The organism is Paracoccus jeotgali (genome assembly GCF_002865605.1).
GTDB lineage: Bacteria > Pseudomonadota > Alphaproteobacteria > Rhodobacterales > Rhodobacteraceae > Paracoccus > Paracoccus jeotgali.
In genome coordinates, this window is sequence record NZ_CP025583.1 from 412,089 (window position 1) to 424,698 (window position 12,610).

The window sequence follows — 12,610 nt, forward strand, 5'->3', positions numbered from 1 at the left end:
TTCTGAATCTATCTCCGCCCCCGATACGAAAACCGGGGAACGGACCGCCATCTGCCCCGATCAAGGAGGCCCCTATGGCAAAAGCAAAGTTTGAACGGAACAAGCCGCACGTCAACATCGGCACGATTGGCCATGTCGACCACGGCAAGACGACGCTGACCGCTGCGATCACGAAGTATTTCGGCGATTTCAAGGCCTATGACGCGATCGACGGGGCGCCCGAGGAAAAGGCGCGCGGCATCACCATCTCGACCAGCCATGTCGAGTACGAGACCGAGAACCGCCACTACGCCCATGTCGACTGCCCCGGCCACGCCGACTACGTCAAGAACATGATCACCGGCGCGGCGCAGATGGACGGCGCGATCCTGGTCGTGAACGCCGCCGACGGTCCGATGCCGCAGACCCGCGAGCACATCCTGCTCGGCCGTCAGGTCGGCATCCCCTACATGGTCGTCTACCTCAACAAGGTCGACCAGGTGGATGACGAGGAACTGCTCGAGCTGGTCGAGATGGAGGTCCGCGAGCTGCTGTCCTCCTACGACTACCCCGGCGACGACATCCCGATCATCAAGGGCTCGGCGCTGGCCGCCCTGGAAGGCCGCGACCCGGAAATCGGCGAGAACTCGATCCGCGAGCTGCTGAAGGCGGTGGATGAATACATCCCGACGCCCGAGCGCGCCGTCGACCTGCCCTTCCTGATGCCGATCGAGGACGTGTTCTCGATCTCGGGCCGAGGCACCGTGGTCACCGGCCGGGTCGAGCGTGGCGCGGTCAACGTGGGTGACGAGCTGGAAATCGTCGGCATCCGCCCGACGAAAAAGACCATCTGCACCGGCGTCGAGATGTTCCGCAAGCTGCTCGACCGCGGGGAAGCGGGCGACAACATCGGCGCGCTGCTGCGCGGCATCGACCGTGACGGCGTCGAGCGTGGCCAGGTGCTGTGCAAGCCCGGCTCGGTCAAGCCGCACACCAAGTTCGAAGCCGAGGCCTATATCCTGACCAAGGAAGAGGGCGGCCGCCACACCCCGTTCTTCGCCAACTACCGCCCGCAGTTCTACTTCCGCACCACGGACGTGACCGGCACGGTGATGCTGCCCGAGGGCACCGAAATGGTGATGCCGGGCGACAACCTGAAGTTCGAGGTCGAGCTGATCGCCCCGATCGCGATGGAAGAAAAGCTGCGCTTCGCCATCCGCGAAGGCGGCCGCACCGTCGGCGCCGGCGTGGTTGCCAAGATCATCGAGTGATGACCCCCTCCCGCGCCGCATCACGCGGCGCGGGAAGGTGAAATAGCAAGGGCCGGCCCCAGGGTCGGCCCTTTTGCTTTTGTCGGCTGGGTGCGTCGTGGCCGGGTGTGGCAGGCGGCGGTCAAGCAAGGCACGCTGTCCCTCGCCGTGGCGGCTAGGTGACGGCTTAACCGGCTCGTCACTTATGCCGCGAGGCACGGCTGGACAGGGCGCTTTCGTCATGCGACAACCTGCCGCAGGCCGGGCTGGCCAGCGGGCAATCGGCAGACGCGCCGGGGGCCTTTGCTGGCGTTTCCGGCAGCAACAGTTCAAGTATCTTCAATGGCTTTCGTCAATTTCCTTCGCCACTGGGCGCATTGGTTCGAATCACGGGTCGCGCCCTATCCGCAGGCCGCGCCCGAGATGCCTCCGTCGCGGTTCTGGCCGTTTCTGTGGCATTATGCGCGGCCCTTTGCGCCCTGGCTGATCCTGCTGGCCGTGACCGTCGCCATCGTCGCGGTGATCGAGGTGGCGCTGTTCGGCTATCTGGGCACGCTCGTTGACCAGCTTGCCGCAACCCCGCGCGAGGGCTTCTGGGCGGCCGAGGGGCGGCGCCTGACGGGTATGGCGGTGCTGTTTCTGGTCGTGCTGCCGCTGGTCAACCTGCTGGCCTCGATGGTGCTGCATCAGGTGTTGATGGGCAACTTCCCGCAGCGCATCCGCTGGCAGGGGCATCGCTGGCTGATGGCGCAGTCGATGGGCTTCTTTCAGGACGAATTTGCCGGCCGGATCGCCGCCAAGCTGATGCAGACCGCGCTGGCGCTGCGCGAGGTGGTGCTGAAGATGACCGATGTCGCGGTCTATGTCGGCGTCTATGTGGTTGGCGCGCTGGCGCTGGCGGCCTCGCAGGATTGGCGGCTGGCGCTGCCCTTCATGGTGTGGCTGGGGCTTTACGCGGTGCTGCTGCGGCTGATCGTGCCGCGGCTGGGGCAGGTGGCGCAGGCGCAGGCCGATGCGCGCTCGGCGCTGACCGGGCAGGTGGTCGACAGCTATACCAACGTCTCGACGGTCAAGCTGTTCTCGCATTCCGCGCGCGAGGAAAGCTGGCTGCTGCGCGGGATGGAGCGGTTTCTTGGCACCGTCCACGGACAGATGCGGCTGTCGGCGCTGCAGGACGTGCTGCTGAACCTGCTGAACGTCATGCTGGTCGCGGTGGTGACCGGGCTGGGGCTGATGTTGTGGCACACCGGCCAGGTCGAGGTCGGCGCGTTGGCCGTCTGCGTGCCGCTGGCGCTGCGGCTGAACAACATGTCGCACTGGATCACATGGGAGTTCGCCGCGCTGTTCGAGAATATCGGCACCGTCCGCGACGGGATCGAGACGATGTCACGCCCCGCGCTGGTCACCGATGCGCCCGGCGCCAAGCCGCTGCAGGTCGCGCAGGGGCGGGTGCGGTTCGACCGCGTCACCTTCCGCTATGACGGGCAGCCATCGGGACGGCAGCTTGCGGTGCTGGACGACCTCAGCCTCGACATTGCACCGGGGGAACGGGTCGGGCTGATCGGGCGGTCGGGGGCGGGCAAATCGACGCTGGTGAACCTGCTGCTGCGCTTTCACGACGTCGAATCGGGCCGGATCACCATTGACGGACAGGACATTGCGCAGGTGACGCAGGACAGTCTGCGCGCGCAGATCGGGGTGGTGACGCAGGATAACAGCCTGCTGCACCGCTCGCTGCGCGAAAACATCGCCTATGGCCGCCCCGACGCGACCGAGCAACAGATCGCCCGCGCCGTCGAGATGGCCGAGGCGCAGGGCTTCATCGACGATCTGGCCGACGCCAACGGCCGCAGCGGGCTCGAGGCGCATGTGGGCGAGCGGGGCGTCAAGCTGTCGGGCGGCCAGCGCCAGCGGATCGCCATTGCGCGGGTGGCGCTGAAGGACGCGCCGATCCTGGTGCTGGACGAGGCGACTTCGGCGCTGGACAGCGAGGTCGAGGCGGCGATCCAGTCGCGGCTGGACCTGCTGATGCAGGGCAAGACCGTCATCGCCATCGCGCACCGGCTGTCCACCATTGCCGCGATGGACCGGCTGATCGTGCTGGATCAGGGCCGCATCGTCGAGGTCGGCACCCATGCCGAACTGCTGGGGCAGGGCGGGCTGTATGCGCGGCTGTGGTCGCGCCAGTCGGGCGGGTTTCTGGCCCCCGACGAACCCGAAACCGCACCGGCCCAAGCCCCGGCCCCCGCCCCGGCACGCGCCATTTAAGCCGCCGCGATTTCGCGAAACCGCGCGCTGCCCCCTTGCGCCGCGCCCGGTTCCGCACTAATCAGGCGCGCGGCCTAGGGGTATAGCTCAGTTGGTAGAGCATCGGTCTCCAAAACCGAGGGTCGTGGGTTCGAGTCCCTCTGCCCCTGCCAGCCGCATCTGACGACGCCCGCGCGGCGTCGCGCCGTCCCTGCCACAGATCGTGCCGTTCCGGGGGTTCCAACATCAGCGTCAGCCTGCATATCGGGGTCCACAAGACCGCGACCACGGAAGTGCAATGGGCGCTGGACAAGGCGCGCACGCGGCTGGAGCAGGGCGGGCTGACCTATCTGGGCCCCGAAAGCCTGCGCGGCCAGCGGCTTGACCTGCATCTGTATCTGCGGACCCTTGGCGGTCATCTGGCCGACCGGATCGCTGGTGATCTGCGCGGGCTGATGGACGGCCGGCCGGACCTGCTGCTGTCGGATGAGAACATGATCGGCACCACGGCGCGGGGCGCGGTGATCGGGCCGGACGGCGCGCTTTATCCCCGCGCGGATGAGGGGCTGGGCCGCGTGCTGGCGGTGCTGCCCGAAGGGCCGAAGGTGCAGGTCTTCATGGCCGTGCGCGATTTTGCCAGCTTCATCACCTCGACCTATTCCCAGCAGCTTCGCAAACCCCTGCCTTTGCATCACGAGGTCTATCTGCGCGATTTCCGGCTGGACGCGATGTCCTGGGCCGCCCTGGCGCGGCGGGTGCTGTCGCATCCGCGCGTCGGCCGGCTGATCTGCTGGCGGTATGAGGATCACGGCGCGATCCGCCCGGCGCTGCTGGACCGGATGCTGGGGCCGGAACTGGCGGCGATCGTGCCGCACTCGCGCCGGATGAACGCCGGGATCTCGCAGGCCGCCTATGACGCCTTTGTCGCCGCCGCGATGGCCGATGACGAGGCGCCGACCCAGGACCTGCTGCGCGCCGCCTGCAAGGCCCACCCCAAGGGCGAGGGCGTGCCCGCGATGCGGGTGCTGCCGCCGCAGACCCACCGCGACAGCCTGATCCGCTATGACGCCGACCTCAGCGATCTGGCCGCGCTGGACCGGGTCGAGATGCTGACGCCGGACCCGGCCCCGCCCGAGGCTGCCGGTTCGGCTTGAAACCCGGCGCCGCCCGGTATATTCGACCGGCTGCAACACAAAGGGAAGTTCATGGCCAATCCCGTCCAGTTCATGTCTCAGGTCCGTGCCGAGGTCGCCAAGATCACCTGGCCCACGCGGCGCGAGGTGGTGACGACCACGATTATGGTCTTCATCATGGCGACGCTGGCGGCGCTGTTCTTCTTTGCCGTCGATCTGGGCATCCGCAGCGGGCTGGCCTGGCTGCTGGGCGCCGTCGGCTGACGGGGTTGCATTTTCAGGGTCGGGGCTGTATCGACGCCCGACCTGCCCGGATGACGGCGTGCACGAATCGTTGCACGCCGGTTTCATTTCGGGCCGAACGGAACACCAGGACGGCGCGCCGTCCCGCTAGCGAATCAGAGGTCGGACGGAACATGGCAAAGCGTTGGTATTCGGTCAGCGTCCTGTCGAACTTCGAAAAGAAGGTCGCCGAGGCGATCCGTCAGGCCGTGGCCGAGAAGTCGCTGGAAGACGAGATCGAGGAAGTCCTGGTCCCGACCGAGGAAGTGATCGAGATCCGCCGCGGCAAGAAGGTGACGTCCGAGCGCCGCTTCATGCCCGGCTATGTGCTGGTGCGGATGGAGATGAACGACCGCACCCAGCATCTGGTCAGCTCGATCAACCGCGTCACCGGCTTTCTGGGCCAGCAGGGCAAGCCCTCGCCCATGCGTGACGAGGAAGTGAACCTGATCCTGCACCGCACCGGCGAGGGCGGGGCCGAGATCGCGCCGCGCAACCTGATCCGCTTTGAGGTGGGTGAGACGGTGAACGTGACCGACGGCCCCTTCGAGGGCTTCTCGGGTTCGGTCGAGGAAGTCGACGAGGCCACCAACCGCATCAAGGTCACGGTCTCGATCTTTGGCCGGCCGACGCCGGTCGAACTGGAATTCACGCAGGTCGCCAAGACCTCGTGATATCGCCGCGGAAGGCTTGTCGCCGTACCGCTATGTCGGCCCGTGAACCGGGCGTGATGAACAAGGAGAAGGCCAGATGGCCAAGAAAGTAGTCGGGCAGCTCAAGCTGCAGATCAAGGCGCAGGAAGCTACGCCTTCGCCGCCCGTCGGCCCCGCATTGGGTCAGCGCGGCATCAACATCATGGAATTCTGCAAGGCCTTCAACGCCAAGACGCAGGACGTCCAGAAGGGCGCGCCCGTGCCGGTGGTGATCACCTATTACGCGGACAAGTCGTTCACCTTCGAAACCAAAAGCGCCCCCGCTGCCTTCCTGCTCAAGCAGGCTGCCGGCCTGAAGCCGCAGGGCAAGCGCAACCGGGCCAAGGGCTCGGAAAAGCCCGGTCGCTCGAATGCCGGTTCGGTGACGCTCAAGCAGGTCCGCGAGATCGCCGAGCAGAAGATGGGTGATCTGTCCGCGAACACTGTCGACGAGGCGATGAAGATCATCGTCGGTTCGGCCCGTTCGATCGGTATCGAGGTGAAGGGCTGAGATCATGGCAAAGATTGCAAAAAAGAAAGCCGCGGCCCGCGCCGCCTTTGAAGGCAAGGCCAACCTCTCGGTCGCCGAGGCGGTCGAGCTGGTGAAGAACGCCGCGTCGGCGAAGTTCGACGAGACCGTCGAGATCGCGATGAACCTGGGCGTCGATCCGCGCCACGCCGACCAGATGGTTCGCGGCGTCGTGCAACTGCCCGCGGGCACCGGCAAGGACGTCCGCGTGGCCGTCTTCGCCCGCGGCCCCAAGGCAGACGAGGCCCGCGAGGCCGGTGCCGAAGTCGTCGGCGCCGAGGATCTGGTGGAATCGATTCAGGGCGGCAAGATCGACTTCGATCGCGTCATCGCCACTCCGGACATGATGCCGCTGGTCGGTCGTCTGGGCAAGATCCTGGGCCCGCGCAACCTGATGCCGAACCCCAAGGTCGGCACGGTGACGATGGATGTCGGTCAGGCCGTCGCCGCCGCCAAGGGCGGTGAGGTCCAGTTCAAGGCCGAGAAGGCCGGGGTCGTCCATGCCGGGATCGGCAAGGTCAGCTTCGACGCCGACAAGATCGCCGAGAACGTCCGCGCCTTTGTCGAGGCGGTGAACCGCGCCAAGCCGACCGGCGCCAAGGGCACTTATCTCAAGAAGGTGTCGATCAGCTCGACCATGGGTCCGGGCGTCTCGATCGACGTGGCCGACGCGGTCGCCGCGCAGTAAGCGCAGCCAGCGTTTCAGAACCTTCGGCCCCGGCGTCCGCGTCGGGGCCGTTTTCGTTTCAGCCCCGCGCGGGCAGGGCGGGACACCCCAGGCCAGACCCGGCCACGCGGGCAGGTCCCGCCCCGCTTGCAATCCCGTCGCCGAGGGGCTAGTTACGGCGCTTCAGACGGGTGCGTGATTCGCGCACTCTGTCTGTTCCTGTCCGAGACGGAGGGTGCCGCTTGCGGCTTAATATCCTTCCCGAGATGGAAATCGAGACCATTTTTCCGGGGCTCTCCTCGGGTGTTCTCGGGTCCATCGTCAACGGACCCGACCCGCGGCCGGAACAAGGCCGGGGGAAACTGAGAGCCGGGGGCTTGCCCCCAAACTTGGAGTAAACCGTGGATAGAGCACAAAAAGAACAGGTGGTCGAGGAACTCGGCCAGATCTTTGACAGCTCTGGCGTCGTGGTGGTTGCCCGCTACGAGGGGATGACGGTTGCACAAATGCAGGACCTGCGCGCGCGGATGCGTGACGAAGGCGGGTCCGTTCGCGTTGCCAAGAACAGGCTCGCCAAGATCGCCCTGGATGGAAAGGCCTGCGAAAGCATCGCCGAATACCTGACGGGCATGACCGTGCTGTCCTATTCGGAAGACCCCGTGGCTGCGGCCAAGGTCGCCGATAAATACGCCAAGGATAACGAGAAATTCGTCATCCTCGGCGGTGCCATGGGCGACACGGCCTTGGATCCGGCTGGTGTGAAAGCCGTCGCCGCTATGCCGTCGCGTGAAGAGCTTATCGCTTCGATCGTGGGCTGCATCGGTGCGCCTGCTTCTAACATTGCCGGTGCGATTGGCGCCCCTGCTTCGAACATCGCGGGCATTCTTTCGACGCTCGAAGAGCGCGAAGCCGCCTGATGCAATCTTCTCCTGTCGTGGCATCGAAACCCGACGTTGGAACACCAAAACTGAAAGAACGGAAAAATGGCTGATCTGAAAAAACTCGCCGAAGACATCGTGGGCCTGACCCTGCTGGAAGCCCAGGAACTGAAGACCATCCTCAAGGATGAATACGGCATCGAGCCCGCTGCTGGCGGCGCCGTCATGATGGCCGGCCCCGCCGCCGGTGCGGCCGAAGCGGTCGAGGAAAAGACCGAATTCGACGTCGTCCTGCTGGAAGCCGGCGCCAACAAGATCAACGTGATCAAGGAAGTGCGCGGCATCACCGGTCTGGGCCTGAAAGAAGCCAAGGACCTGGTCGAAGCCGGTGGCAAGGTGAAAGAAGCCGCCGCCAAGGACGAAGCCGAAGAAATCAAGAAGAAGCTCGAAGCGGCTGGCGCCAAGGTCGAGCTGAAGTAATCCGATCTTCGGATGCGAGATCAGGCAGGGTCCGGGTATTTCCTGGTCCCTGCCGAACCTGTCTTGAAGGGCGCTGAGCGGATGCTTAGGTGCCATCAGCTTCCTTCAGGGCATGTTCAGATTCGGGAGCCGCGCGGTGGGACGGGCGGCAGGTATTGAATCGGAAACCCTGACATTCGCAGGCCGCGCGTTCCGGGCCCCGACGGTGCGCGCGCGTCAAGACGAAAGGTGCAATACCCCATGGCGCAGTCCTATGTCGGCCAGAAGCGCATTCGGCGCAGCTACGGTGAAATCCGCGAAGTTTTGAAGATGCCGAACCTGATCGAGGTTCAGAGATCTTCCTATGACCTGTTTCTGAACTCGGGCGAAGACGTCACGCATACCGATGGCGAGGGCCTTCAGGGTGTGTTCCAGTCGGTCTTCCCGATCAAGGACTTCAACGAGACCGCGACGCTGGAATTCGTCAAATACGAGCTGGAAAAGCCGAAATACGACGTCGAGGAGTGCCAGGCCCGCGACATGACCTATGCCGCGCCGCTCAAGGTGACGCTGCGCCTGATCGTGTTCGATGTTGATGAAAACACCGGCGCGAAATCGGTCAAGGACATCAAGGAACAGGATGTCTTCATGGGCGACATGCCCCTGATGACCCAGAACGGCACGTTCATCGTGAACGGGACCGAGCGCGTGGTCGTCAGCCAGATGCACCGCAGCCCCGGCGTGTTCTTCGACCATGACCGCGGCAAGACGCACAGCTCGGGCAAGCTGCTGTTCGCCTGCCGGATCATCCCCTATCGCGGCTCGTGGCTGGATTTCGAATTCGACGCCAAGGATCTGGTGTTCGCGCGCATCGACCGTCGCCGCAAACTGCCGGTGACGACGCTGCTCTATGCGCTTGGCATGGATCAGGAAGGCATCATGGACGCCTTCTACAGCACCGTGTCCTTCCGCCTGAAAAAGGGCAAGGGCAGCGAAGCCGGCTGGGTCACGCGCTTTTTCCCCGAGCGGATGCGCGGCTCGCGTCCGGCCTTCGATCTGGTCAATGCCGAAACCGGCGAGATCATCACCGAGGCCGGCGACAAGGTCACCCCGCGTCAGGTCAAGCAGCTTGTCGAAGGCGGCAAGGACATCAACCTGCTGGTGCCTTTCGACCAGATTCTGGGCCGCTATGTCGCCAAGGACATCATCAACGAACAGACCGGCCTGATCTATGCCGAGGCGGGTGACGAGATCACCGCCGAATACGACAAGGACGGTGAATTGACCGGCGGCCTGCTCAAGGTGCTGCTGGACAATGACGTGACCGACGTGCCGGTTCTGGACATCGACAACATCAATGTCGGCGCCTATATCCGCAACACCATGGCCGCGGACAAGAACATGAACCGCGACCAGGCGCTGATGGACATTTACCGTGTCATGCGCCCCGGCGAGCCGCCGACGGTGGACGCCGCCAGCACCATGTTCCAGAACCTGTTCTTTGACCCGGAACGCTATGACCTGTCCGCCGTGGGCCGGGTCAAGATGAACATGCGTCTCGATCTGGATGCCCCGGACACGCAGCGCACGCTGCGCCCCGAGGACATCGTGGCCTGCATCAAGGGTCTGGTCGAACTGCGCGACGGCAAGGGCGAGATCGACGACATCGACCACCTCGGCAACCGCCGGGTGCGCTCGGTCGGCGAGCTGATGGAGAACCAGTATCGCGTCGGCCTGCTGCGCATGGAGCGCGCCATCCGCGAGCGCATGTCCGGCGTCGAGATCGACACCGTCATGCCGCAGGACCTGATCAACGCCAAGCCCGCCGCGGCCGCGGTGCGCGAGTTCTTCGGCTCGTCGCAGCTGTCGCAGTTCATGGACCAGACCAACCCGCTGTCCGAGGTGACGCACAAGCGCCGCCTGTCGGCCCTCGGGCCGGGCGGTCTGACCCGAGAACGCGCCGGGTTCGAGGTGCGCGACGTGCACCCGACCCATTACGGCCGGATGTGCCCGATCGAGACGCCGGAAGGCCAGAACATCGGCCTGATCAACAGCCTCGCCACCTTTGCGCGGGTGAACAAATACGGCTTCATCGAAACGCCCTATCGCAAGGTCGTCGACGGTCAGGTGACTGATGATGTGGTCTATATGTCCGCGACCGAGGAAATGCGCCACACCGTCGCCCAGGCGAACGCCGAACTGGACGCCGATGGCCGCTTTGTGCAGGAACTGGTCAGCACCCGTCAGGCGGGCGATTTCATGCTGAACCCGGTCGAGGCCGTCGATCTGATCGACGTCTCGCCGAAGCAGCTGGTCTCGGTCGCCGCGGCGCTGATCCCGTTTCTGGAAAACGACGACGCCAACCGCGCGCTGATGGGCGCCAACATGCAGCGTCAGGCGGTTCCGCTGCTGCGGGCCGAGGCGCCCTTTGTCGGCACCGGCATGGAAGGCACCGTGGCGCGGGATTCGGGCGCGGCCATCATGGCGCGGCGTTCGGGCGTGGTCGATCAGGTCGACGCGCAACGGATCGTTGTGCGCGCGACCGAAGATCTGGGCGCGGGCGATGCTGGCGTCGATATCTATCGGCTGCGCAAGTTCAAGCGTTCGAACCAGTCCTCGACCATCAACCAGCGTCCGCTGGTCAAGGTAGGCGAAAAGGTGGTCAAGTCGCAGGTCATCGCCGACGGTCCCTCGACCGATCAGGGTGAGCTGGCCATCGGCCGGAACGTGATCGTCGCGTTCATGCCGTGGAACGGCTACAACTACGAGGACTCGGTCCTGATCTCCGAGCGGATTCACCGCGACGACGTCTATACCTCGATCCATATCGACGAATACGAGGTCGCGGCCCGCGACACCAAGCTCGGCCCGGAAGAGATCACCCGCGACATCCCGAACGTGGGCGAAGAGGCGCTGCGCAACCTCGACGAGGCCGGCATCGTCTATATCGGCGCGGAAGTCGGCCCGGGCGACATTCTGGTGGGCAAGATAACCCCCAAGGGCGAAAGCCCGATGACGCCCGAGGAAAAGCTGCTGCGCGCGATCTTCGGCGAAAAGGCGAGCGACGTGCGCGACACCTCGCTGCGGCTGCCGCCGGGGGCCTATGGCACGATCGTCGAGGTCCGCGTCTTCAACCGTCACGGCGTCGACAAGGACGAACGCGCCCTGCAGATCGAGCGGGAAGAGGTCGAGCGCCTGTCCCGCGACCGCGACGACGAGTTGGCGATCCTCGAGCGCAACATCTATGCGCGCCTCAGGACGCTGATCATGGGCAAGACCGTGGTCAAGGGTCCGAAAGGCATCAAGTCCGGCAGCACCGTGGACGCGGATCTGCTCGGCTCGATCTCGCGCGGGTTGTGGTGGCAGCTGGCCATCGGCGACGAGGACACCGCCAAGGAACTCGAGGCGCTGCACGACCAGTTCAACGCGCAAAAGAAGGCGCTGGACAACCGGTTCGAGGACAAGGTCGAGAAGGTCCGTCAGGGCGACGACCTGCCTCCGGGCGTGATGAAGATGGTCAAGGTCTTTGTCGCGGTGAAGCGCAAGCTGCAGGCCGGCGACAAGATGGCCGGACGTCACGGCAACAAGGGTGTGGTGTCCAAGGTCGTTCCGATCGAGGACATGCCGTTCCTGGCCGACGGCACCGCGGTCGACATCGTGCTGAACCCGCTGGGCGTGCCCTCGCGGATGAACGTGGGCCAGATTCTGGAAACCCATATGGGCTGGGCTGCGCGCAGCTTGGGCATCCAGATCGACGAGGCGCTGCAGGCGTTCCGCGACGGGTCGGGCGACATTTCGGGCGTGCGCGACGCGATGAAGAACGGCTATGGCGACGAGATGTATGTCGACACCTTTGCCGACATGCCGGACGAGCAGATGCTGGAACATGCCGGCGCCGTGCGCGGCGGTGTGCCCATCGCGACGCCGGTCTTCGACGGGGCCAAAGAGGTCGATGTCGACGACGCGCTGCGCCGGGCCGGCTTTGACACCTCGGGTCAGTCGATCGTCTATGACGGCCGCACCGGCGAGGCGTTTGCGCGTCCGGTCACGGTGGGGGTGAAGTATTACCTCAAGCTGCACCACCTGGTGGACGACAAGATGCACGCCCGCTCGACCGGTCCCTATAGCCTCGTGACCCAGCAACCGCTGGGCGGCAAGGCGCAGTTCGGCGGTCAGCGTCTGGGTGAGATGGAGGTCTGGGCACTGGAAGCCTATGGCGCCGCCTATACCCTGCAAGAGATGCTGACGGTCAAGTCGGACGACGTCGCAGGCCGCACCAAGGTCTATGAATCCATCGTCAAGGGCGAGGACAACTTCGAGGCCGGCGTGCCGGAATCGTTCAACGTCCTGGTCAAGGAGGTCCGGGGTCTGGGCCTCAATATGGAACTGCTGGACACGGAGGACGAGGATTGACCCCACGGACCCGGACCCGACCCGGTCCGACGGCCCCTGCCATGATTGCGGGCCGGTGCCGCGCGGCTGATGCCGCGCCCA

At 65.1% G+C, this 12,610-nt stretch carries 10 protein-coding genes and 1 tRNA gene; all 11 read left to right on the plus strand.

The genetic code is table 11. The features are described from left to right. Positions 1–74 precede the first annotated feature (74 nt). The 11 genes from tuf (at position 75) to rpoB (ending at position 12,529) form a co-directional block, all read left to right on the plus strand. Positions 75–1,250, plus strand: a complete 1,176-nt coding sequence (tuf, locus tag CYR75_RS02075; protein WP_101498624.1) for an elongation factor Tu — start codon at positions 75–77, stop codon at positions 1,248–1,250. 321 nt (positions 1,251–1,571) lie between these two features. Then, positions 1,572–3,497, plus strand: a complete 1,926-nt coding sequence (locus CYR75_RS02080) for an ABC transporter ATP-binding protein (protein ID WP_101498625.1) — start codon at positions 1,572–1,574, stop codon at positions 3,495–3,497. 76 nt (positions 3,498–3,573) lie between these two features. Continuing rightward, positions 3,574–3,649, plus strand: a tRNA-Trp gene (locus tag CYR75_RS02085). Between the two features lie 120 nt (positions 3,650–3,769). Beyond that, positions 3,770–4,630, plus strand: coding sequence for a hypothetical protein (locus tag CYR75_RS02090; RefSeq protein WP_101498626.1), 861 nt, complete (start codon positions 3,770–3,772; stop codon positions 4,628–4,630). A 51-nt stretch (positions 4,631–4,681) separates the two neighbouring features. Further along, positions 4,682–4,873, plus strand: a complete 192-nt coding sequence (gene secE / locus CYR75_RS02095; protein WP_101498627.1) for a preprotein translocase subunit SecE — start codon at positions 4,682–4,684, stop codon at positions 4,871–4,873. 152 nt (positions 4,874–5,025) lie between these two features. Then, the gene (nusG, locus tag CYR75_RS02100) at positions 5,026–5,565 is read left to right on the plus strand and encodes a transcription termination/antitermination protein NusG (protein WP_101498628.1); all 540 of its coding nucleotides are present in this window, start codon (positions 5,026–5,028) and stop codon (positions 5,563–5,565) included. A gap of 76 nt (positions 5,566–5,641) precedes the next feature. Next, positions 5,642–6,094: a 50S ribosomal protein L11 gene (rplK, locus tag CYR75_RS02105; protein ID WP_101498629.1), complete on the plus strand. Its 453-nt coding sequence runs from the start codon at positions 5,642–5,644 to the stop codon at positions 6,092–6,094. Positions 6,095–6,098: 4 nt separating this feature from the next. Continuing rightward, a complete protein-coding gene (gene rplA, locus CYR75_RS02110; RefSeq protein WP_101498630.1) occupies positions 6,099–6,800 on the plus strand; it encodes a 50S ribosomal protein L1 in 702 nt (233 codons plus the stop codon). Positions 6,801–7,180: 380 nt separating this feature from the next. After that, complete coding sequence (rplJ, locus tag CYR75_RS02115; protein ID WP_101498631.1) at positions 7,181–7,696, plus strand: 50S ribosomal protein L10; 516 nt, start codon at positions 7,181–7,183, stop codon at positions 7,694–7,696. A 66-nt stretch (positions 7,697–7,762) separates the two neighbouring features. After that, on the plus strand, positions 7,763–8,137 hold the full coding sequence (gene rplL, locus CYR75_RS02120) for a 50S ribosomal protein L7/L12 (RefSeq protein WP_101498632.1): 375 nt from the start codon (positions 7,763–7,765) through the stop codon (positions 8,135–8,137). 240 nt (positions 8,138–8,377) lie between these two features. Continuing rightward, positions 8,378–12,529, plus strand: a complete 4,152-nt coding sequence (gene rpoB, locus CYR75_RS02125; RefSeq protein WP_101498633.1) for a DNA-directed RNA polymerase subunit beta — start codon at positions 8,378–8,380, stop codon at positions 12,527–12,529. Positions 12,530–12,610: the final 81 nt, after the last annotated feature.